Annotated in this window: 22 protein-coding genes and 1 tRNA gene; 17 read left to right on the plus strand and 6 right to left on the minus strand. The window is 65.6% G+C overall.

What is annotated here, in order from left to right:
• Positions 1–40 precede the first annotated feature (40 nt).
• Positions 41–484, plus strand: coding sequence for a transcription antitermination factor NusB (gene nusB / locus NUW51_RS09340; RefSeq protein ID WP_265587248.1), 444 nt, complete (start codon positions 41–43; stop codon positions 482–484).
• A 6-nt stretch (positions 485–490) separates the two neighbouring features.
• Here the strand turns inward: nusB and NUW51_RS09345 are convergent, their stop codons facing one another.
• Positions 491–1,567 (minus strand): alpha/beta hydrolase, encoded by a 1,077-nt coding sequence (locus NUW51_RS09345; RefSeq protein WP_265587249.1) that lies wholly within the window; start codon positions 1,565–1,567, stop codon positions 491–493.
• A 53-nt stretch (positions 1,568–1,620) separates the two neighbouring features.
• On the opposite strand from NUW51_RS09345, the gene thiL reads away from it, so the two are divergent.
• From thiL to nhaA, 11 genes are all read left to right on the plus strand, one after another.
• Entirely contained in the window at positions 1,621–2,601 is a 981-nt protein-coding gene (gene thiL, locus NUW51_RS09350) for a thiamine-phosphate kinase (RefSeq protein WP_265587250.1), read from the plus strand.
• A gap of 189 nt (positions 2,602–2,790) precedes the next feature.
• Entirely contained in the window at positions 2,791–4,959 is a 2,169-nt protein-coding gene (locus NUW51_RS09355; RefSeq protein WP_265587251.1) for a sodium-translocating pyrophosphatase, read from the plus strand.
• 127 nt (positions 4,960–5,086) lie between these two features.
• A complete protein-coding gene (locus NUW51_RS09360) occupies positions 5,087–6,988 on the plus strand; it encodes an alpha/beta hydrolase family protein (RefSeq protein ID WP_265587252.1) in 1,902 nt (633 codons plus the stop codon).
• A 74-nt stretch (positions 6,989–7,062) separates the two neighbouring features.
• A complete protein-coding gene (infA, locus tag NUW51_RS09365) occupies positions 7,063–7,281 on the plus strand; it encodes a translation initiation factor IF-1 (RefSeq protein WP_147042814.1) in 219 nt (72 codons plus the stop codon).
• Positions 7,282–7,296: 15 nt separating this feature from the next.
• On the plus strand, positions 7,297–7,872 hold the full coding sequence (locus tag NUW51_RS09370; protein ID WP_265587253.1) for a Maf family protein: 576 nt from the start codon (positions 7,297–7,299) through the stop codon (positions 7,870–7,872).
• On the plus strand, positions 7,869–8,795 hold the full coding sequence (locus NUW51_RS09375) for a ribonuclease (protein ID WP_265587254.1): 927 nt from the start codon (positions 7,869–7,871) through the stop codon (positions 8,793–8,795). The genes NUW51_RS09370 and NUW51_RS09375 overlap by 4 nt, the downstream gene beginning before the upstream one ends.
• A 51-nt stretch (positions 8,796–8,846) precedes the next feature.
• A complete protein-coding gene (locus NUW51_RS09380) occupies positions 8,847–9,707 on the plus strand; it encodes a dienelactone hydrolase family protein (protein ID WP_265587255.1) in 861 nt (286 codons plus the stop codon).
• A gap of 32 nt (positions 9,708–9,739) precedes the next feature.
• Positions 9,740–9,919, plus strand: coding sequence for a DNA gyrase inhibitor YacG (locus NUW51_RS09385; protein ID WP_265587256.1), 180 nt, complete (start codon positions 9,740–9,742; stop codon positions 9,917–9,919).
• Between the two features lie 44 nt (positions 9,920–9,963).
• Positions 9,964–10,039 (plus strand) — tRNA-Phe (locus NUW51_RS09390).
• A gap of 97 nt (positions 10,040–10,136) precedes the next feature.
• Entirely contained in the window at positions 10,137–11,687 is a 1,551-nt protein-coding gene (locus NUW51_RS09395) for a serine hydrolase domain-containing protein (RefSeq protein ID WP_265587257.1), read from the plus strand.
• Positions 11,688–11,762: 75 nt separating this feature from the next.
• Positions 11,763–12,998, plus strand: a complete 1,236-nt coding sequence (nhaA, locus tag NUW51_RS09400; protein WP_265587258.1) for a Na+/H+ antiporter NhaA — start codon at positions 11,763–11,765, stop codon at positions 12,996–12,998.
• 123 nt (positions 12,999–13,121) lie between these two features.
• On the opposite strand, the gene NUW51_RS09405 is transcribed toward nhaA, so the two are convergent.
• Positions 13,122–14,051, minus strand: coding sequence for an electron transfer flavoprotein subunit alpha/FixB family protein (locus NUW51_RS09405; RefSeq protein ID WP_265587259.1), 930 nt, complete (start codon positions 14,049–14,051; stop codon positions 13,122–13,124).
• Position 14,052: 1 nt separating this feature from the next.
• Complete coding sequence (locus NUW51_RS09410) at positions 14,053–14,799, minus strand: electron transfer flavoprotein subunit beta/FixA family protein (protein WP_265587260.1); 747 nt, start codon at positions 14,797–14,799, stop codon at positions 14,053–14,055.
• 125 nt (positions 14,800–14,924) lie between these two features.
• Here NUW51_RS09410 and NUW51_RS09415 point away from each other — a divergent pair, with 125 nt between their 5' ends.
• Complete coding sequence (locus NUW51_RS09415) at positions 14,925–15,551, plus strand: exopolysaccharide biosynthesis protein (RefSeq protein WP_265587261.1); 627 nt, start codon at positions 14,925–14,927, stop codon at positions 15,549–15,551.
• Positions 15,552–15,745: 194 nt separating this feature from the next.
• On the opposite strand, the gene sucC is transcribed toward NUW51_RS09415, so the two are convergent.
• Positions 15,746–16,942 carry an ADP-forming succinate--CoA ligase subunit beta gene (sucC, locus tag NUW51_RS09420; RefSeq protein ID WP_265587262.1) on the minus strand — a complete coding sequence of 399 codons (1,197 nt, stop codon included), beginning with the start codon at positions 16,940–16,942 and terminating at the stop codon, positions 15,746–15,748.
• Positions 16,943–17,039: 97 nt separating this feature from the next.
• On the opposite strand from sucC, the gene dinB reads away from it, so the two are divergent.
• The 4 genes from dinB to NUW51_RS09440 all read left to right on the plus strand — a co-directional run bounded on the left by dinB (position 17,040) and on the right by NUW51_RS09440 (position 20,509).
• Positions 17,040–18,158, plus strand: coding sequence for a DNA polymerase IV (gene dinB, locus NUW51_RS09425; protein ID WP_265587968.1), 1,119 nt, complete (start codon positions 17,040–17,042; stop codon positions 18,156–18,158).
• A 166-nt stretch (positions 18,159–18,324) separates the two neighbouring features.
• Complete coding sequence (locus tag NUW51_RS09430) at positions 18,325–18,858, plus strand: CarD family transcriptional regulator (RefSeq protein WP_265587263.1); 534 nt, start codon at positions 18,325–18,327, stop codon at positions 18,856–18,858.
• A gap of 157 nt (positions 18,859–19,015) precedes the next feature.
• Entirely contained in the window at positions 19,016–19,756 is a 741-nt protein-coding gene (locus tag NUW51_RS09435; protein ID WP_265587264.1) for a head GIN domain-containing protein, read from the plus strand.
• 57 nt (positions 19,757–19,813) lie between these two features.
• Positions 19,814–20,509 (plus strand): GIN domain-containing protein, encoded by a 696-nt coding sequence (locus NUW51_RS09440; RefSeq protein WP_265587265.1) that lies wholly within the window; start codon positions 19,814–19,816, stop codon positions 20,507–20,509.
• Between the two features lie 3 nt (positions 20,510–20,512).
• Here the strand turns inward: NUW51_RS09440 and NUW51_RS09445 are convergent, their stop codons facing one another.
• Both NUW51_RS09445 and mgtE read right to left on the minus strand, forming a co-directional pair.
• Positions 20,513–20,902 carry a DUF1489 family protein gene (locus NUW51_RS09445; protein WP_265587969.1) on the minus strand — a complete coding sequence of 130 codons (390 nt, stop codon included), beginning with the start codon at positions 20,900–20,902 and terminating at the stop codon, positions 20,513–20,515.
• 55 nt (positions 20,903–20,957) lie between these two features.
• Complete coding sequence (gene mgtE / locus NUW51_RS09450) at positions 20,958–22,343, minus strand: magnesium transporter (protein ID WP_265587266.1); 1,386 nt, start codon at positions 22,341–22,343, stop codon at positions 20,958–20,960.
• Positions 22,344–22,435 lie beyond the last annotated feature (92 nt).

Consider the following 22,435-nt stretch of genomic DNA (forward strand, 5'->3'; position numbering starts at 1 on the left):
ACCCTTGCATTCGCGACACTTAGTGCGCAAAGGCGCAGCCATGTCGAGATCGAAAAGCCGCTCCGCCGCGCGACTCGCCGCCGTCCAAGCCCTCTACCAGCGGGAAATGGAAGGCACGGGCACCGCGCAGCTCATCCACGAATTTCACGAACATCGCCTCGGCGCGGTGATCGAGGATGCGCAATATGCCGAGGCCGAAGTTCTTTTCTTCGACGACCTCGTCGCCGGCGTCATCGCGCGCATGGACGAGATCGACGAGAAGATCGCGGCCAAATTGAGCGAAGGCTGGAGCCTCGCCCGGCTCGACCGCGCCATGCGCGCCATCCTGCGTGCCGGCACCTACGAACTCATCGCCCGCGCCGACGTGCCCCGCGCCGCGGTGATCGACGAATATGTCGACGTCGCCGACGCCTTCTTCGACGCGCGCGAGAAAGGCTTCGTCAACGGCCTCCTCGACGCCATCGCCAAGGAAGCGCGCGCCTAGGCCTCTTCAGGGGTCGAAGCGATCGAGAAAGCTTAGCGGGATATCGACCCGCTCGCGCCAGCCGTCCTCGTCATGCTCGGCGCCCTTGAAACGCCGGCTCTCGAAATGCGTGTCGCGCCACCCTCCCGAGCGCATCATCGCTGCAAAGGCCTCGTAGTAAGGCACATAGCCCGCATCCAATGTCGCCGTGCCATGGTCGATGTAGAGCATGTTGAATTCGGGATCGATGTGCGTGCTGTCGAGGTAGGCGTCCCACGCCGCCACCATGTCGGCGACATGAGCAGGCACCTGCGCCTCGTCCTCGATCGGATTGCCCAATGCGAAATGGGTGGAAAGCCCCGCGCCCTGCCCGAACACCTGCGGATATTCAGCCACCGCATAAAGGCTCATCAGCCCGCCCATCGAGGATCCCATCACCGCCGTATTGGCCGCGTCCGCATGGGTCGGATAGCGCCGGTCGATATAGGGCTTCAGGCGATGGACCAGCCAGTCGAGATAATCATCCCCCCGAAACGCCTCGCGCTCCAGCCGCTCATATCCTACCGTCGCCGCCAGCGCCTGCTGGCGATGCGCCGGCAGGTAATCGAGCAGCTTTTCGGGGAACAGGCTGAGCCAGCGGCTCTCGGGGCTGCGGATGCCGACGACGATCCATTCGCGAAGATCGCCGCGCGCGGCCATCCGCATGATCGCCTCGTCGATCCCCCATTCCTTGCCGTAATTGGTATAGGCCGGGTCGAAGAGGTTCTGCCCGTCATGCATGTAGAGCACGGGGAAGCGGGCGCGCGGGTCCTTGCCGTAGCTGGGCGGGGTCCACACCCAAACCTCGCCCACTCCGGCGGCCGCGCCGTCGGTAAACATCATCTGGGTGATCCGCCCTCCCGCGATCGCGGGCAGCTTCGCGGTGCCGGGCAGCGTCTCGACCGGACCGCTCTGCGGCCCGGCCTGCTGCGGACCAGCCTCCTGCGGCGGCGCGGCTTGAGCCGCAGGCTCCACCGCCTCGATCGCCTGCGCCTGCGCGGCGAGCGCTTGGGCTTCCGCATCCTGCCACCCCAGCATGAGCGCCAGCATCATCGCGATTGGCAAATTCCCCTCCCTCGTGCGATTGGTCACCGACCATGCCGCGCCAATCTCCGCCTGTGAAGCCGAATGATGACGCCGGGCCCAGCCTCGAGGCGCGGCTCCATGCGCGTCTCGCCCGGCTCGCCGACCATCCCGCCGCCGCCGGGCTGGCCGACGATGTCGCGCACCTTGGCACCCACATCCTTACCCACGACACCATCGTTGAGGGCGTGCATTACCGCCCCGACGACCCGCCCGAGAGCGTCGGCTGGAAGCTTGCCGCCGTGAACCTCTCCGACCTCGCCGCCAAGGGTGCCCGCCCCGTCGGTGCGCTGCTCTCGCTGACTATCGGCACGCCGGGCGAGCACATGAGCCCCGGCGACTGGGAAGAACGCTTCCTCACCGGCCTTGCCGCCGCGGGCGAGAGCTATGGCCTTCCCCTGCTCGGCGGCGACACCGTCGCGCTTCCCGAGGGCGCCCCGCGCGTTCTCGGCCTCACCGTCATCGGCGACAGCCAAGCCCCCGCGCCGCGCCGCGATGGTGGACAGGCTGGCGACCTCCTCCTCCTCCTCGGCACGCTGGGCGCGGCCATGGCGGGCCTGGAAGCGCTCGACCAGGACCCCGAGGCGACCGGTCCGCTCGTCGACATCTACCGCCGCCCCGTGCCGCTGCTCGCGCCCGGCGCCGCGCTCGCGCGCCACGCGCACGCCATGATGGATGTCTCCGATGGGCTGCTTCTCGATGCCGCTCGCATGGCCGACGCCTCGGGTTGCAGCGTCACCATCGAGCTTGCCAGCCTGCCGCTCGAGACCGCCTTCATCGCTGAGAAAGGCGAGGATCGCGCCGCGCGCCTGTTCGCCGCCACCGCGGGCGACGATTACGCCCTCCTCGCCGCTATTCCGCCCGAGACTGAAGAAGCGGTAAGACAATCTTTACCAAGAGACGCCAGGGTGACGATCGTCGGACGACTGGCGTCCGGCACCGGCCTGTCGCTCACCCATGACGGCGCGCCGGTCGAACTGCCCGAAAGGCTCGGCCATGAACATGATCGCGATTGATTATCGCCGCATCTGCATCGCCCTCGCCGGCCTCGCCAGTGGCAGCATGGTCGCTTTGACCCTCCTTTAACCTCGATCAACCTCTCTGTTGACCAGCCTTGCGCACGCTAAAATGTGCGTTACACCTGTTGGCCACAAACCATGGGGCCAGCGGCCTGCTGGCTTTCCGAACAGGGGGGATTATCCAGCATGAATCTGGTGTTGATCGCGATTGCCTGCGGCGTTGTTGCGCTGCTCTACGGCATCATTACCTCCCGCCAGGTGCTCGGTGCACCGGCGGGCAACGAACGCATGGTCGAGGTAGCAGGCGCCATCCAGGAAGGCGCCAAGGCCTATCTGAAGCGCCAATATACGGCGATCACCATCGTCGGCATCCTCGTCGCCGTGCTCGTCCTCCTGTTCCTCGGCTGGGTCGCCGCGATCGGCTTCGCCATCGGCGCGATCCTGTCGGGCGTGGCGGGCTTCATCGGCATGAACGTGTCGGTCGGCGCCAATGTGCGCACTGCTGAAGCCGCGCGCACGGGGCTCCAGCAGGGCCTCACCATGGCCTTCCGTTCGGGCGCGGTCACCGGTCTCCTCGTGGTCGGCCTCGCGCTGCTCGCGATCGCCGGATATTTCGCCTATCTCATCGGGCCCGGCGGCTATGCCGCCGACGACAGCACCGTCGTCATCGGCCTCACCGCCCTGGCGCTCGGCGCGTCGCTCGTGTCGATCTTCGCGCGTCTAGGCGGCGGCATCTTCACTAAGGCCGCCGACGTCGGCGCCGATCTCGTCGGCAAGGTCGAGGCAGGCATTCCCGAGGATGATCCCCGCAACCCCGCCGTCATTGCCGACAATGTCGGCGACAATGTCGGCGACTGCGCGGGCATGGCCGCCGATTTGTTCGAGACCTATGTCGTCACCGTGGGCATCACCATGGTCCTGACCGCGCTGCTGCTTGGCGGCGTCGTGGGCGATCTGCTCGTGCCGCTGATGGCGCTCCCGCTGCTGATCGGCGGCGCGTGCATCCTGACCAGCGTCATCGGCACCTATTTCGTCAAGCTGTCGGGCAATTCGACCAACGTGATGGCGGCCATGTACAAGGGCTTCATCGTCTCGGCGGTGCTCGCCGTGCCGCTCATCTGGTTCGCCATCCAATATGCGCTCGGCGACATGACCGCGCAGATCGGCGGGGTCGTCACCGACGTCGATCCCGGCGCGCCGATGGCCGAGGAAGGCACCACCACGCTCGCCGCCTTTACCGGCATGGACCTGTTCTGGTGCGCCATGATCGGCCTCGTCGTCACCGGCCTCATCATCTTCATCACCGAATATTATACCGGCACCAACTATCGCCCGGTGAAGTCGATCGCCAAGGCGTCGGAAACCGGTCACGGCACCAACGTGATCCAGGGCCTCGCCATCAGCCTCGAAGCGACCGCGCTGCCGACGATCCTGTTCGTCGTCGCCATCGTCGCCGCCTTCCAGCTCGCCGGGCTCATGGGCCTCGCTTATGCTGCCACCGCGATGCTCAGCCTCGCCGGCATGGTCGTTGCGCTCGATGCCTATGGCCCCGTCACCGACAATGCCGGCGGCATCGCCGAAATGTCGGGCCTCGATGACAGCGTGCGCGAGAAGACCGATCTTCTCGACGCGGTCGGCAACACCACCAAGGCGGTGACCAAGGGCTATGCCATCGGTTCGGCGGCGCTCGCGGCGCTCGTCCTGTTCGCGGCCTATACGACTGATCTTCGGAAGTATTTCCCCGACACCGACGTCGATTTCAGCCTCGAAAACCCCTACGTCATCGTCGGCCTGCTCCTCGGCGCGCTGCTGCCCTACCTGTTCGGTGCGCTCGGCATGACCGCGGTCGGCCGTGCGGCGGGCGACGTGGTCATCGACGTGCGCGAGCAGTTCAAGGCCAAGCCCGGCATCATGGACGGTTCCGAACGTCCCGATTACGCCAAGACGGTCGACCTCGTGACCAAGGCGGCGATCAAGGAAATGATCGTCCCCTCGCTACTGCCGGTGCTCGCGCCCGTCGTGGTCTATTTCGCCATCACGGCGGTGGCGGGCCAGCAGAACGGCTTTGCCGCACTGGGCGCGCTGCTGCTGGGCGTCATCGTCTCGGGCCTCTTCGTCGCCTTGTCGATGACCTCGGGCGGCGGCGCTTGGGACAACGCCAAGAAATATATCGAAGACGGCAATCACGGCGGCAAGGGCTCTGAAGCCCACAAGGCCGCGGTGACCGGCGACACGGTCGGCGATCCCTACAAGGACACTGCTGGCCCGGCCGTCAATCCGATGATCAAGATCACCAACATCGTCGCGATCCTGCTCCTCGCCGCCTTGGCGGGCGCGGGCCACGGCCTGATCTAGGCGACAATCGCCTTCGACCTGAGAAAGGGGGTGTGGCCTGTCCGCGCTCCCTTTTTCTTTACTTGCATTTCACGCCTTGCCCTCCACGATGTGAAGCGAAGTATCGCCTTGGGGGAAAGTATAAGTGATGTTGCGTCTGTTCGGAGCGGCCTGCCTTGCCGCGCTGTCCACTCTTGCCGTCGGCCATGCGGCCGCCCAACCGCTCCTGCCGACGCAATTGGTCGAGGACGACTCCCTCAAGAGCCCGCGCCTCTCACCCAATGGCCAGCTGGTTGCCAGCTACCTGCACGAAGAGGATGGCGACACCATCGTCCTCATGGATGCAAGCGACAGCGAACGGGCAAGCCCGATCGACATGGGCGGTATTCATTTGCGCGACCTCCAATGGGCCGACGATCACCGCCTGCTCCTCTCGGTCCTGCGCCCCGAACGTGTTCGCGGCTTCGACTTCCACTCGCAGCGCCTCGTCGTCCTTGACATCCGCAACGGCGACATGGTCGTCGCCGATCCCAAGTCGCGAGGGCTCGTGACGGGCCGGGTACTGCACATCGACGAGGAGGGCGACTTCGCCATCGTCGCCAGCGAAGATCGGGTCGGCGAGACCCCCACGGTCAAGCGCATCGATCTTGCCACCGGCGATGCCGAGATTCTCGAGCGCGATCGCCATGACGTCTGGCGCTGGGCTGTCGACAGCGAGGGCGTCGTGCGCGCCGGGATCGCGGTCGAGGACGGCAAGTATCGCATCTACTATCGCCAGCGCGAGGGCGAGGACCTGCGCAAGATCAAGGGCCGGATCGACGAGCGCACCAACGTCACGCTCGACAGCATGCACTTCGGCCTGCCCGGCGCCGATGCGGTCGTCGTCACCAACGCCGACAGCGACCGCTTCGCCGCCTATCGCTTCGACTTCGAAACCGGCGAGGTCGGGGACAAGATCTTCGAGCATGAGACCGCCGATCTCGACGACGTCATCTTCGACGGCGATTATCGGATCACCGGCTTTACCTATCAGGACGATCGCCCCCGCACGCACTGGATCGACGAGGATTATGCCGCGCTCCAGGCCAAGCTCGACCGCGCTCTGCCCGACCGCAACAATGTCATCCTCGATTTCTCGCGCGACAATGGCCGTGTCCTCCTCTTCTCGAGCGGGCCGACCGCACCCGGCACCTATTTCGTGCTCGACGAAGCCGAGCGCACCATGGCGCCGATCATCTCGCGCTTCCCCGACGTCGATGCCGAACGATTGAGCCCGACCCGGTCGGTGACCTACGCCGCGCGCGACGGGCTCGACATTCCCGCCTATCTCACGCTGCCCAAGGGAGGCGCGCAGGAAGGCCTGCCGCTCATCCTCATGCCGCACGGCGGCCCCTATGCGCGCGACGACTGGGGCTACGACCCGCTCGTCCAGCTCTTCGCCAGCCGCGGCTATGCTGTCTTCCAGCCGCAGTTTCGTGGCTCGACCGGGCGCGGACGCGCCTTCGTCGAGGCGGGGTTCGGCGAATGGGGCCGCGGCATGCAGGACGATCTCGACGACGGCGTCGACTGGCTCGCCGCGCAAGGGCTCGTCGACCCCGCGCGCGTCTGCATCGTCGGCAGCAGCTTTGGCGGATACGCCGCCATGTGGGGCGCGATCCGCAACCCCGAACGCTATCGCTGCGCGGTCAGCCATGCCGGCGTCAGCGACCTCGACCGTGCCGTCCGCCACACCAAGCGCGCCATGTCGGCCAAGCGCTATTTCCGCGACTGGCGCGATTCGATCCGCGGCATGGAACGGCTCGACCTCGACCAATATAGCCCGATCGAGCAGGCCGAGCGTCTCTCGGTGCCGCTGTTCCTCAGCCACGGCGAGAAAGACGGCATCGTCGATGTCGACCAGACCACCCGCTTCGCCCGTGCGCTCGAGCGCGCCGGCAAACCCTTCACGCTCCGGCTCTATCCCGATGGCGGGCACAGCCTCGATCAGGACGAGCTCATCGACTATATGCAGCGCATCAGCGCCTTCGTCGCCGAACACAATCCCAGCTGAGAAAAGGCGATACTTCCCTTGGCCAACGTTCTCGCCTAAGGGAGGCGCTCCCGAAACACTGCACAAGGACGTTCATGGCCAAGGAAGAACTTCTCGAAATGCGGGGTCGGGTGGTCGAACTGCTGCCCAACGCGATGTTCCGCGTCGAGCTGGAAAACGGCCACGAGATCCTCGGACACACCGCAGGCAAGATGCGCAAGAACCGCATCCGCGTGCTGACCGGCGACGAAGTCCTCGTCGAGCTGACCCCCTACGACCTCACCAAGGGTCGGATCACCTACCGCTTCAAATAGGGCATTGCCCCCGCGATGAAACTCGTGCTCGCCTCGGCCTCGCCTCGCCGCCGCGAATTGCTGGCGCGCATCCATGTGACGCCCGATCTCGTCGATCCCGCCGATATCGACGAGGATCCGACGCCCGGCGAACTGCCGCGCCCCCATGCCGGCCGCCTCGCCGCCGAAAAGGCCGCGGTGGTCGCGGGGCGCCACCCTGACGCGCTCGTGCTGGCAGGCGATACCGTCGTCGCCGTCGGCCGACGCATCCTGCCCAAGGCCGAGGACGAGGCGACCTTGCGCGACTGTCTCCACCTCCTCTCGGGCCGCCGCCACCGCGTCTTCACCGGCATCGCCGCGGTCGCTCCCGACGGGCGCTCATGGTCCAAGGTCGTCGAGACCATCGTCGCCATGAAGCGGCTCTCGAGCCAGGAAATCGACACCTACGCCGCGATGGAGGCTGAGTGGATGGGCAAGGCGGGCGGCTATGGCCTCCAAGGCTATGGCGAAGTCTATGTCCGCTTCATCCACGGCAGCCATTCCAACGTCGTCGGCCTGCCCGTCGCCGAAACCCGCCACATGCTCAAATCCGCCGGGCTGACGATCCCGTGAACGGGCTCGTCCAGCCTGAGTGGATCATCGAGGAAGGCATCGGCGAGACCCGCGCCGCGCTGGTCGAGCAGGACGACATCCTCGAAGCCCGCATTCGCCGCCACGGCGTGACGCCCGCAGGCACAATCCTCGACGCCAAACTCCTCGCCATCGCCCCGCGCGTCACGGTCGAGGCGGAAGGCGAACAATTCCTCCTCCCCCGCGGCGCGAGCGGGATCAGCGAGGGCGCGACCATCCGCATCCGCGTCACCCGCGAGGCCTTGGGCGGCGCCGAACCGTGGAAGCGCGCGCTCGCGGTCCAGACCGACGAGGCCGTGGCTCCCGCCCCGCCGCTCGCCGACGGGCAGCCCGGCACCATCCCCGGATGGGACGACCTCATCGAGGACGCCCGCACCGGCACCGCCAGCTTCGACGGCGGCCAGCTCAAGATCGAGCCGACCAGCGCCATGACCATGATCGACGTCGACGGCTGGCTCGTCCCCGACAAGCTCAGCCAGATGGCCGCCTGGGCCAGCGCGCGCGCCATCCGCCGCCTCGATCTGGGCGGTGCCACCGGTATCGACTTCCCCAGCCTCGAGGGCCGCGAGCCGAAAAAGAGGGTCGGCGACATCCTCGACATGTATCTCGAAAAGCCTTTCGAGCGCACCGCGATGAACGGCTTCGGTTTCGTCCAGGTCGTGCGGCCCAAGACCCGCGCCAGCCTGATCGACCTCGCGACCGACCGCGCCGCCTTCGAGGCCCGCGCCTTGCTGCGACAAGCACAGGCCCATATCGGCGCCGCCACCATCGACGCCCACCCCGCCGTGATCGCCGCGCTGCGCCCCGACTGGATCGCCGCGCTCGAACGCCGCATCGGCGGCACCGTGACGCTCGCGCCGCGCCCCGACCTCTCGCTCTCGGGCGCTACGGTCCAAGGGGCATAAGCGGAACTTCCCGCCCCCGCGCCGCCTTGGGTCTGACAAGGAGACCCGACCATGTGCAAGCGCTCGCCCCTCGACCCCGATCTTCTCAGCCTCAGCCGTCGCCGCTTCGCGGTGCTCGGCCTCGCCACGACCCTCGCCGCCTGCGCTGGCGGCGGCATGGGCAGCAGCGCGGGACTGCGCGAACGCCGCGTCTCCATCCCCACCGCCTCGGGCGTCATGGACGGGTTCTTCGTTCATCCCAAGGGTGAGACGTCGGCAGCGGTCTTCCTGTGGCCCGATATCGCCGGGCTGCGCCCCGCCTTCGAGGTCATGGCCCGCCGCCTCGCCGCGACCGGCCGCGCCGTGCTTGTCGTCAACCAATATTACCGCACCGGCCCCGCCCCGCTGTTCGACGACTTCGCCGCCTTTCGCGAACAGGACGGCTTCACCAAGGTCCGCCCGTGGCGCGAGGCCCTGAACCCGCAGGCCATCGCCGCCGACACGCGCGCCATCGTCGACTGGCTCGACGAACAGGACGAGGTCGACACGAACGTCGGCATCGGCGTCCAGGGCTATTGCATGGGCGGCCCCTTCGCCTTCCGCTCGGCGACCGCGCGGCCCGATCGCATCGCCGCCGTCGCCTCCTTCCACGGTGGCGGGCTCGTCACCGACGCTCCCGACAGCCCCCACCGCCAGTTGTCGGACAGCAAGGCCGCCTATCTCGTCGCCATCGCGCAGGACGACGATGCCGAGGCGCCCGAGAACAAGTCCGTCCTGCGCGGCGCGATGGCCGCGACCGGCCGCCCTGCCGAGATCGAGGTCTATGCCGGCGATCATGGCTGGACGGTCCTCGACAGCCCCGCCTATGACGCCGACGCCGCCGAACGCGCGTTCGGGCGCCTGCGCGCGCTGCACGATCGCGTGCTGGGTTGAACGGGGACGCCGCCCGCGCCATGTGAAGCCCCATGCCAGCAAAGCCCGCAAAATGTCCGATCTGCGCCAAACCGACGGCGCACGACCACCGCCCGTTCTGCAGCCGCGGCTGCAAGGATCGCGACCTGCTGCAATGGCTTGGCGATGGCTATCGCATCCCCGGCCCACCGGCCTTGCAAGAAGGGGTGGACAGCGCCGAAGAGGACGGCTAGACGCCCCTTCGCACCAAGCGGCATTCGCCCGCTTTTGCCCCGGCGCCTGGGTAGCTCAGTTGGTAGAGCATGCGATTGAAAATCGCAGTGTCGGCGGTTCGATCCCGTCCCCAGGCACCATTTTCCCGATGTGATGCGTCCTGCATCTGGCGAAGCCGTTGCCCCGTTAGTCGATGGGCGTTTGTAGCAAGCCGCTGCCCCGGTATGACATCGTACGATGTCTACAATACTCCTGGTCGCGGCATCGCTCGCCGTACAACCCGCCATCACCGAAATGACACCCGCTAGCATCGGTGCGTCACAGGCGCTGCCGCTCGATGCCGAAGCTGTGGGGGAGATCGAGCGGTTCATCGAGCACGGTCTCGAACGGCTCGCGATCCCCGGTGCTTCCTATGCACTGATCTCGGGCGATCAGATCATCGCGCAGGGCGGTCTGGGGGTTCGCAACGCTCTGGGCGATCCAATGCAAGCCGATACGCTTCTGATGGCAGCGTCAATCACCAAGGGAATGACCACCTTGCTGATGGCCAAGGCGGTTGAGCTCGGGTTGGCAGATTGGGACGATCGCGTCGTCGACCATTACCCGTCATTTGCGCTCGCCGATGCGGCGCTGGCAGAGCGGCTCGAACTGCGTCATCTCCTGTGCGCCTGTACTGGCCTGCCTTGGAACGACTTTTTCTGGTCCTACAACGGTAAGGCCCATGCCGACGAGGCGCTCGTGTTCGAGCACCTAAGTACGATGTCACCCGTCGCGTCGCTCGGCGAGGAATATCATTACAGCAACCATCTCGGCGCGGCCGCTGGATATGTCACCGGCAAGATCTTCTACCCCGGCCTGCCGATCGGCGAGGCATACGATCTGGCGATGCAGACCCATATATTCGGTCCCATAGGCATGACGCGAACAACCCTCGATCCGGTCACCGCGATTGGCGGCACCAATGTCGCGGAGCCATTCGGCCATGATTCATCAGGCTCCTTCGCGCGCGTTTCGCAGGACGAAAACCACGGCCACCCCCATTCGATGGCGCTTGTCCGCCCAACTGGAGGATCATGGTCGAGCGCCAGCGACCTTGCACGATATGTCCGCAACGAAATCCTGAAAGGCAGAGCTCCCGACGGCACGCGCCTGTTCGCTGAAACGCCGCTGCTGGAACGTCGGCAGCCCGGTATCTATACCGGCCAGCATGACGGCCATTATGGCATGGGCCTGCGCGTCGAGAATCGCGAAGGGGTCGACGTGATCCGTCACTGGGGTGCGGCGCGCGGTTACCGCTCCGGCATCTTCTTCCTACCCGACGCCGACATTGGGGCGGTGATCATGACCAACTCGGAAGCCGGCTATGCTTTGGTCGATGCCTTCATCGTAAAGGTTCTGGAACTGCTGTACGCCCGCTCCCCTCGTGCCATGACGATGATCGAAGATGCCGAGCAAGACCTCGCGGCCGCCACCCATGAGCAAGCTGCGCTCTTGCAAACAGTATCGACGGCGCCAAAACTCACACCGGGGCGCTACTCCAACGAATACCTTGGCGATGTCGACCTCATCCTTTCAGGGAACCGTTACCGGCTCGACACCGGCGATTGGCACCTTGACGTGATCGCAAGCAAAAACGCTGATGGGTCGATCCATCTCGCTGGCACGTCGCCAGGGTATCGAACCTACTCCTACACCTATCGTCTCGACGACGGCGGAAAGGCCGAAATCGCGCTCGACAGTGGGCACACTATCTTCCATTTCACCCGCCAAGGCTCCGTGACCCAATAGCGACATCGTACATCCTCGCCACTTTACCTCGATTAGCCCCTTGGCGAGCGCACCCGCCTCTGTCTATCAAGCGCCATGGCCAAGACCCCCCAAGACGTCGCCGCGCAGGAAAAGCTCGCGGGTATCGTGCTCATCGTTGCCGCGCTCGCCGCGCTGATCGCTGCCAATTCGCCGCTCGCCGAACTCTACGAGGACCTGCTCAAGTTCAAGTTCGGCCCGGTCATGCCCTACAGCCCGCCGGGCTATGACGGTTACACCCAGTTCAGCGTCGAATATTGGGTCGTCGACGGCCTCATGGCGATCTTCTTCCTGCTCGTCGGGCTCGAGGTGAAGCGCGAATGGCTCGAGGGCCGCCTCGCGGATTCGCAGGCCCGCCGCCTGCCGATCATCGCCGCCATCGGGGGCATGGCCGTACCCGCGCTCATCTATGCGCTGGTCGTCGGCTTCGATCCCTCGCGCATCCATGGTTGGGCCATCCCGGCGGCCACCGACATCGCCTTCGCGATCGGCGTGCTGGCCATCCTCGGGCGCTATGCCCCGGCCTCGATCAAGCTCCTCCTCGTCACCATCGCCATCGTCGACGATGTCGGCGCGGTGATCATCATCGCGCTTTTCTATACCGCCGATCTCAACACCTATGCCTTGGGCGCCGCGCTCGCCGTCACCGCCATCATGGCGACGATGGCGCTCTATGGCGTGCGCCGCCTCATCTGGTACCTGATCGGCTTCTTCATCCTCTGGCTGCTCGTGTTGGCCAGCGGGGTGCATGCGACCATCGCGGGCGTGCTCGCCGCGCTCACCGTGCCGATCGGGCGCGGCGAGGCGAAATCGCCGCTTCGCCAGCTCGAACATGACATCCACCCCTGGGTGATGTTCCTCATCGTCCCGGTCTTCGGCTTCGTCGCCGCGGGCGTGGAACTGCCATCCAACGTGGACGCGCTGTTCGAGCCGCTGCCGCTCGGCGTCATGCTCGGCCTGTTCCTCGGCAAGCAACTGGGCGTCTTCGGTGCCATCTGGGCGGCCTGCAAGCTGCGCCTCGCCGCGCGTCCTCGCGGTACCCGCTGGGCCCAGGTCTATGGCGCGGCCATCCTGTGCGGCATCGGCTTCACGATGAGCCTGTTCATCGGCGGCCTCGCCTTCCCCGGCCAGCCCGAGCTGGTCGACGCCGCCAAGATCGGCACGCTGGCGGGATCGCTCCTGTCCGCGCTCGTCGGCTATGCCGTGCTGCGCTTCACCCCGCCGATCCCCAGCCGCGCCGACGACATCGAGCGCGCCGGCGACATGTTCGACCCCGAACCCATGCGCGAATAGCGCACGGGAGCGATCACGGGCCGACCGACCTTCCGCTTCGGATCGACGGCATCCTGCACAAAGAAAGGGCCGCGTCTCCCTCATGGGAAACGCGGCCCTTCGATGTTCCGGAAAAGAAAAGCTCTAAAGCTTCTCGGTCAGCTCCGGCACGATCTGGAAGAGATCGCCGACGAGGCCGATGTCGGCGACCTGGAAGATCGGCGCTTCCTCGTCCTTGTTGATGGCGACGATGACCTTCGAGTCCTTCATGCCGGCAAGGTGCTGGATCGCGCCCGAGATGCCGATGGCGATATAGACTTCGGGCGCCACGATCTTGCCGGTCTGGCCGACCTGGTAGTCGTTGGGGGCATAGCCCGCATCGACCGCGGCGCGGCTGGCGCCGACGGCGGCGTTCAGCTTGTCGGCGAGCGGATCGAGGAGCTTGTGGAAGTCTTCGTTCGAGCCGAAGGCGCGCCCGCCCGAGACGATCACGCCCGCACTGGTGAGTTCGGGACGGTCGCCCGCCGACAGTTCGGCCGAGACGAAGTCCGACTTGGCGCTGGACGAACCCGCGTCGATCGCCTCGATCGCCCCGCTGCCACCCTCGGCACCGGCCTTGTCGAAGGCGGTGCCGCGCACGGTGATGACCTTCTTGGCATCGCTCGACTGGACCGTCGCGATGGCGTTGCCGGCGTAGATCGGACGCTTGAACGTGTCATCGCCGTCGACCGCAATGATGTCGCTGATCTGCGCCACGTCCAATTTGGCGGCGACGCGCGGGGCGATATTCTTGCCGGTCGTGGTCGCGGGCGCGAGAAAGACGTCGTGATGCCCCATCTGGTCGATGATGATCGGCGCGACATCCTCGGCCAGCTGGTGCTCGAGATGCGCGGCATCGGCGACATGGACCTTGCCGACACCGTCGATCTTGGCGGCGGCTTCGGCGACCGCGCCGACATCCTTGCCGACGACGAGCAGGTGCACCTCGCCAAGCTTGGCGGCGGCGGTCACGGTGGAGAGGGTGGCGTCCTTGATGGCGGTGCCATCATGTTCGACGAGAACGAGCGTTTTCATCTTAGGCGACTCCCAGTTCTTTGAGCTTGGCGACGAGTTCATCGACGCTGTCGACCTTGTCGCCCGCCTCGCGCGTGGGCGGCGGGGCGACGTTGGTGATGGTCAGGCGGCGCGCGACGTCGACACCGTAGTCTTCCGGCGTCTTGGTCTCGAGCGGCTTCTTCTTGGCCTTCATGATATTGGGGAGCGAGGCATAGCGCGGCTCATTGAGGCGAAGGTCGGTGGTGACCACGGCAGGAAGCTGGAGCTTCACCGTCTCGAGGCCGCCGTCGATCTCACGCGTCACGCTAACCGCGCCATCGGCGGGCTCGACCTTCGAGGCGAAGGTGCCCTGGCCCCAGTCGAGCATGGCGGCGAGCATCTGGCCCGTCGCATTGCTGTCGTCGTCGATCGCCTGCTTGCCGAGGATCACCATGTCGGGATTTTCCTCACCCGCCACCTTGGCGAGCAGCTTGGCCACGCCCAGCGGCTCGACGTCTTCGTCGGTCTGGATGAGGATGGCGCGATCGGCGCCCATCGCCAGCGCCGTGCGCAGCGTTTCCTGCGCCTTGGCGGGACCGACCGAGACCACGACGATCTCCTCGGCCTTTCCGGCTTCCTTGAGGCGCACGGCTTCCTCGACGGCGATTTCGTCGAAGGGGTTCATGCTCATCTTGACGTTGGCGAGATCGACACCGCTGCCATCGGGCTTGATCCGAGGCTTCACGTTATAGTCGATCACCCGTTTCACGGCGACCAGCAGCTTCATGGGCTGACTTCTCCTGACTGAAAATTCGAGTGCGATATGCTTTGCCAAACAGCGCGCGTCAAATGGTCGGAGTTCCGTAGGGGCCGGAAACGCAACGAAATGGGTTCATCCGTTGTTTTTCCGTCATGAGCACGCGTACCGACCATCGGGGCAACTACGAAGTTCACTCGATCGCCGACATTCTCGAATGCCTCGAGGAGATCGGCGAGAAGCAGGGCTGCGTGAAGGTCGGCGATATCGCCGACGCCTTCGGCAGCCGCACCTACGCCCCCTTCATCATCGTGCCCGCGCTGCTCGAATTGTCGCCGATCGGGGCGATCCCCGGCGTGCCCACCTTGCTGGCGGTCACCATCGCGATTTTCGCCGTGCAGATGTTGCTCGGCAAGGACCACATCTGGATCCCCAACGTGCTCGAGGAACGACGCATCTCGGGCGACAAGCTCAAGAAGGCTGCCGAGAAGGTCGAAGGCGTCGCCGACAAGATGGACAGCTGGTTCCACAAGCGGCTGCGCAAGCTCACGCGCGGTGTCTTCATCCGCCTTGCTGCCGTGGTCATCCTGCTTTTGTGCTTCGCGGTGCCGCCCTTGGAATTCCTGCCCTTCGCCAGCGCGGGGCCGATGCTGGCCATCATCTTCATCAGCCTCGCGCTCCTGGTGCGCGACGGCGTTTTGCTGCTCTTGAGCGTGACCGTCGGCCTCACCGCCGTCGGGTTCGGCCTCAGCCAGCTATTGATCGGCGGGGGCGGGGGATAAAACTCCGCGTCATTGCGAGCACAGCGAAGCAATCCAGCGACACCGCCATGAATTGACTCACAGCCAACAGTGGTGGCTCGCGCGCCTCGTGCGACTGCGGTCAAAAAAAAGGGCCGCCGAAGCGACCCTTTTCATTGTTTGATGATGAGGAAGCTTACGCAGCAGAGGCCGCGCAAACAGCCCCCGTCTGTTCGCTACGCGGCCTCTTTCACCTGCGCGACGATCTTCTTCGCCGCGTCGCCAAGATCGTCCGCCGCGATGATCGGCAGGCCCGAATTGGACAGAATGTCCTTGCCCTGCTGCACGTTGGTGCCCTCGAGGCGCACCACCAGCGGCACGTCCAATTCGACTTCCTTGGCCGCCGCGACGATGCCCTCGGCGATGATGTCGCACTTCATGATGCCGCCGAAAATGTTGACGAGGATGCCCTTCACTGCAGGGTCGGACAGGATGATCTTGAACGCCGCGGTGACCTTTTCCTTGTCGGCGCCGCCGCCGACGTCAAGGAAGTTGGCGGGGAAGGCGCCGTTCAGCTTGATGATGTCCATCGTCGCCATGGCGAGGCCCGCGCCATTGACCATGCAGCCGATGTCGCCATCGAGCTTGATATAGGCGAGGTCGTACTTGGAGGCTTCGACCTCCATCGGATCCTCTTCGGTCAGGTCGCGCAGTTCCTCGATGTCCTTGTGGCGGAACATGGCATTGCTGTCGAAACCGACCTTGGCGTCGAGCACCATCAGTTCATCGCCCGACACGGCGAGCGGGTTGATCTCGATCTGGCTGGCGTCGGTGCCAACGAACGCCTTGTAGAGCGCGGCGGTGACGCGCGCGGCCTGCTTGGCGAGATCGCCCGTGAGGCCGAGCGCATTGGCGACGCTGCGCCCGTGATGCGGCATCAGCCCGGTTGCGGGATCGATGGTGAAGGTGTGGACCTTCTCGGGCGTGTCGTGGGCGACCGCCTCGATGTCCATGCCGCCTTCGGGGCTGGCGACGATGGCGATCCGGCCCGAGGCACGATCGACGAGCATCGCGAGATAGAATTCGCTGTCGATATCGACGCCGTCGGTGATGTAGAGGCGCTGGACTTCCTTGCCCTCGTCACCGGTCTGGATGGTCACCAGCGTGTTGCCGAGCATGTCCTTGGCATGCGCCTCCACTTCCTCGAGGCTCTTGGCGAGGCGGACGCCGCCCTTCGAGCCTTCGGGCAGTTCCTTGAAATGCCCCTTGCCGCGACCGCCGGCATGGATCTGCGCCTTGACCACCCACAGCGGGCCGGGGAGCTGTTTGGCCGCCTCGACCGCTTCTTCCACGCTCATCGCGGGGATGCCGGCGGGCACGGGCGCGCCATATTTCTTGAGCAGTTCCTTGGCCTGATACTCGTGGATGTTCATGGGGTCGTCCTTCGCTGTGCGAACTATCTAAAGAGTCGCCGCGCCCTAAAGCATATCGGGGCGGAGAGGAAAAGGCGCTAGGAGGGAACAGGTGAGCGTGAATCCCGATTCTCTGTCTGGTCCTGGCGACCTGCCCGCCCCCGGTGCCGACGGGCGCAAGATCATCCATGTCGACATGGATGCCTTCTTCGCCTCCGTCGAACAGCGCGACCATCCCGAACTCAAGGGCAAGCCCGTCGCCGTGGGCGGCGGCCATCGCGGCGTGGTCGCGGCGGCGAGCTACGAGGCGCGCGTCTTCGGCGTGCGCAGCGCCATGCCGAGCGTCACCGCCAAGCGCAAATGCCCCGACCTCATCTTCGTCAAATCGCGCTTCGACGTGTATCGCGCGGTCAGCCAGCAGATCCGCGACATCTTCGCCATCCATGCATCCGCGGTGCAGCCGCTCAGCCTCGACGAAGCCTTCCTCGACGTCACCGAGGACCCCCACGGCCTCGGCTCGGGCAAGGCGATCGCGGAGGACATTCGCGCCCGCATCAAGGCGGAAACCGACCTCACCGCCTCGGCCGGCGTCTCTTACTGCAAGTTTATCGCCAAGCTCGCCTCCGACCAGAACAAGCCCGACGGCCTGTGCGTCATCCCGCCATCGAAGGGCCCCGCCTTCGTCCAGAGCCTTCCGGTCAAACGCTTCCACGGCGTCGGCCCCAAGACCGCCGAGAAGATGAACCGGCTCGGCATCATGACCGGCGCCGACCTCGCCGCCTGGCCCTATCGCGAATTGAAGGCGCGCTTCGGCTCTTCGGCCGACTGGTATTACCGCATCGCCAGAGGGATCGACGAGCGCCCCGTCCGCTCGAACCGCACCCGCAAGAGCTGCTCGGCCGAGCGTACCTTCAACGAGGATGTGCGCGAGGAAGCGGAGACCTATGCCGAACTGGACCGCGTCAGCCAGATTGCGTGGGAGCGGATCGAGAAAGCCCGCTTCAAGGGCCGCACGGTCAACCTCAAGGTCAAATATTCGGACTTCGAGATCATCACCCGCGCCAGGAGCTTCACCGCCCCCGTTACCGATGCCGACACCTTTCACGCCGCAGGCCGTGCGCTGCTCAGCCCCCTGTTTCCGCTGGAAAAAGGCGTTCGACTGCTCGGTCTCGGCCTGTCTTCGCCGGTCGAGGAGGAGGTCAGAGGCCCGACACAACTGGGACTCGCATTTGAATAGGATTTCTGTTATATAATAGTCACAACGAGCCGCCGCCCGTGTAAATGAGCGACGGCTTCTTCATGCAGGAACACCACTTCACGCAGCATGGACATGGGGCCCGGTCAACGTTGGGGGACGACGACCGCTTCCGCTTGTCCGGCGTGATCAACCGGAGAAACTCTTTATGGCGAGCAAGGCTCTCAGCTTCGATGTCGGCGATTATGTCGTGTACCCCAAGCACGGCGTGGGAAAAGTGATCGAACTCCAGTCGACCGAAATCGCCGGTGCCAAGCTCGACCTCTACGTGCTCCGGTTCGAAAAAGAGAAAATGACGCTCCGCGTGCCCGTCAACAAGGCCGAATCGACCGGCATGCGCAAGCTGTCGTCGGACAAGGCCATGAAGGACGCGATGGAAACGCTGAAGTCCAAGCCCAAGGTCAAGCGCACCATGTGGTCGCGCCGCGCGCAGGAATATGAAGCCAAGATCAACTCGGGCGACCTCATCCTGATCGCCGAAGTGACCCGCGACCTGTTCCGCGCCGACGACCAGCCCGAGCAGAGCTATTCGGAGCGCCAGATCTTCGAAGCGGCTTCCTCGCGCCTCGCCCGCGAACTTGCGGCGATGGAAAAGACCGACGAAAAGACCGCGCTAAAGAAGATCATCACCGTCCTCGACGACGCCGCGAAGATCTGGAACGCGGAAAAAGAAGACGCATAGAAGGTCCGGGCGACGTTCGGAGCGTCTTCAGACGCCTGACGGCATCCGATCGACAAGATCACCAAGGGGGCCCGGCCGGGAACGGTCGGGCCCTTCTGCTTGCCAAGCGCCGCGCATCCGCGTATTAGATGAGCAACACAGCCAAGCGGAAAGCATCATGATCCTCAAAGCCACCACCATCGCGCTCCTCACCGGCGCCATTTCGACCTGCACCGACATGGTCGACGAGGGACGCATCATCACCATCGAGGAAGGCCCCGCCATCACGCGGCAGATCGAGGCGCAGGACTTCGACCGCCTGACCGTGGCCGGGCGCTACGACGTCATCGTCGTCGAAGGCGACACGCCCTCGATCGAGATCGAGGGCCCCGAGGCCGCGCTCAACCGCACCGCCTTCGACTTCGAGGGTGACGAGCTCACCATCCGTCCGGACGACGAGGACGACAAGGTCATCATCCGCTGGGCCGACGGGACCAAGGTCACCGTGCGCATCACGACCGCCGCCTTGAAGGAAGCAACCATCGCGGGCGCGGGCACAATGCAGCTTGCCGCCGTCGATGCAGAGCGCTTCTCGGGCACCATTGCGGGCTCGGGCGACATCAAGATCGACCGCATTGCGGCCAAGCGCGCCGACTTCACCATCGCCGGCTCGGGCGCGATCGATGTGCGCGGCAGCGCCGACGTTCTCGACCTGTCGATCGGCGGCTCGGGCGACTTCCTCAACCAAGCCTTCAGCGCGACCAACGCCGACATCTCGATCGCCGGCTCGGGCGATGTCGCCGCGCAGGTGTCGGGCGAGGCCGATATCTCGATCGCCGGCTCGGGCGATGTGACCCTGACGGGCGGCGCCAATTGCAGCGTCTCCAAATTCGGCTCGGGCGACGTCAGCTGCAGCTGACCGTCCGCCGCTCGATCTTCTGGCTTTATTAACCATCTTGGGCGATGGTCCTCGTCTATGAGGATCATCGCTCTTTCGCTGCTCGCTATTCTCGCCATGCCTGCCGCCGCGCAGGCCGAGGAACGCCGCTATTCGGTCACCGACTACAACCAGCTTCGGATTGACGGCGGCTTTCGCATCCAGCTCGAGACCGACCGCTCGCCCTTCGCCGTGGCCGAGGGCAATAGCGCGGCGCTCGACGGGGTCCGCATCCGGGTCGAGGGCCGCACGCTCATCGTCTCGGCCAATCGCTCCAACTGGTCGGGCAATGAGCGCGATCGCGCCCAGCCCGTCACCATCCGCCTCGGCGCCCATCGCCTCGAACGATTGTGGGTGAATGGCTCGGGACTGATCGAGGTCGATTCGATCGAGGGACAGAAGTTCGGCCTCGCCATCCAGGGCAGCGGCCGCGCGGTCATCCACCACGTCGAGGTCGACACTCTCGACGTCGGCCTCAACGGCGCCGCCAGCGCGCAGATCGGTGGCGATGTCGAGGATGCCACGCTCATTGTGCGCGGCATGTCCAATCTCGACGCCCAAGGGCTCGAGGCCGACCGCGCCACGCTCGGCGTCGATGGCCCCTCGATCGTTGCCATGGGCTCCGCCCAAGAGGTTCGCGTCGATGCGATCGGAGTCGGCGAAATCAGCCTCGCCGGACGCCCCGCCTGCGAATTGCGCCTTGTCGGCGCGCCGCTCGTCACTGGCTGCAAATAGGCGTCACACCAGCGCCAGCGCGGCCAGCTTGCCATAGAGCCGCGGCGGCAATTCGCCGATGCCGCTCCCGTCGTCCTCCTCGCCCGGCGCGTCCTTGGCCCCGAGATAGCGCCACCCCTGGTGCGCGCGCTTCGGGCTAGCCGCGCAAGGCTCCAATCGGTCCGACAGCACGATGTCCCAGCGCCCGTCCGGACGCTCTTCGAAGGCCAGCACCTTGGAGCGCGCCACGATACGATGCTTGACGATCCAGTGCAGCCGCCCGCCGTTCAACACCTCGGCATGTCGCACCGGGCGGCGCTTGGTGACGATGCGCACTTTGCCCCCGCTCGCGCGCCGCGCGATCCGCTTTTCCAGCGTCGGCAGGCTGGCGCAGCCATAGGCCACCTTGGTCATATGCACGCAGGACATGGGCTTGAAAATGGCGGCCTAGGCCCCTCTTTTCAATACCTTATAAAAGCACCGCGCTGGCCAGCCCGAGGAAGGCGAGGAAGCCCATCGTGTCGGTCACGGTGGTGACGAAGACGCTACTCGCCACCGCCGGGTCGGCCCCCGCATTCTCCAGCGCCACCGGCACGAGAACCCCGGCCAGCCCGGCAACGAGGATGTTGAACAGGATCGCCGCCGCGATCACCGCGCCTATCATCGGGTCGAGGAACAGCGCCACGCCCGCCCCCAGCAGCACCGCGATGGTGATGCCGTTCATCAGCGCCACCAGCCCCTCACGCCGGATCGCGCGCCAGCGGTTCGATCCCGTCAGCTGGTTGGTCGCCAGCGCGCGCACCGTCACCGCCAGCGCCTGCGTCCCCGCATTGCCGCCCAGCGCCGCCACGATCGGCATCAGCGCCGCGAGAATCGCGAGCCGTGCGATCGTGTCTTCGAACTGGGCGATGACGAAAGTGGCGAGCAGTGCGGTGCCGAGGTTGGCGATCAGCCAGCGCACCCGCCCCGAATAGGCCTCGCGCACCGGCTCGTTGATATCGCCCTCGCCCGCGCCCGACAGCAGCAGCGCATCCTCGCCCGCTTCCTCTTGGATGATGTGCACCACGTCATCGACCGTGATCATGCCGACCAGTCGTCCGCTATCGTCGACCACGGCGGCGGAGATGAGGGCGTATTTTTGGAACTTCAGCGCCACTTCTTCCTGGTCGAGCGCGACCGGGATGAGCGTCTGCTCCTCCTGCATGATCTGCGTCACCGGGGTGAAGCGCTGGGTGCGCAGCAGCGTCGACAGCTTGACCGTGCCGACGGGATGATGCTGCGGCCCCGTCACGAACACTTCCCAGAAATCGGTCGCCAGCTCCTCGTCAGAACGCAGATAGTCGATCACCTGGCCGACGTTCCAATGTTCGGGCACCGCGATGAGGTCGCGCTGCATGATGCGACCCGCGGTTTCCTCGGGATAGGACAGCGCCTCCTCGACCGCGGCGCGATCGTCGGGCTCCATCCGCGACAGGATCGCCTGCTGGTCCTCCTCGTCGAGATCCTCGAGGATGGCGACCGCATCGTCGGTGTCCATCTCGCTCGCCAGGTCGGCGGCGTCCTCGGGCTCCATCTCCTCGATGACGAGCTCGCGGACATGCTCGTTCATCTCGGCATAGACGTCGGCGTCGATGAGGCTGCCCAAGGCGCTGATGATCGCGGGACGGTCCTCGGGCCCGGCCAGCTCGATGAGGTCGGCGCGGTCGGCGGGGTGCAGCTCGGCGACCAGCGCGCAGGCCTCCTCGATCCGCCCCTCGCGCACATCCTCGACGACTTCGCGCACGAAGTCGGGGCGCAGGCGGTCGTCCTCGTCTAGCACCAGATCCTCTTCGGGGGGAGCTGTCATCTCGCTCATGTCGATTGTCCCCCGAAAACTGCGGCCTGCCCCCTCCTAGGCGCGTCCGCCGGACCGATCAACCGATGGCCGTTGCATTAGTGTAATATATC

This window comes from Sphingomicrobium arenosum, from assembly GCF_026157085.1.
Lineage (GTDB): Bacteria > Pseudomonadota > Alphaproteobacteria > Sphingomonadales > Sphingomonadaceae > Sphingomicrobium > Sphingomicrobium arenosum.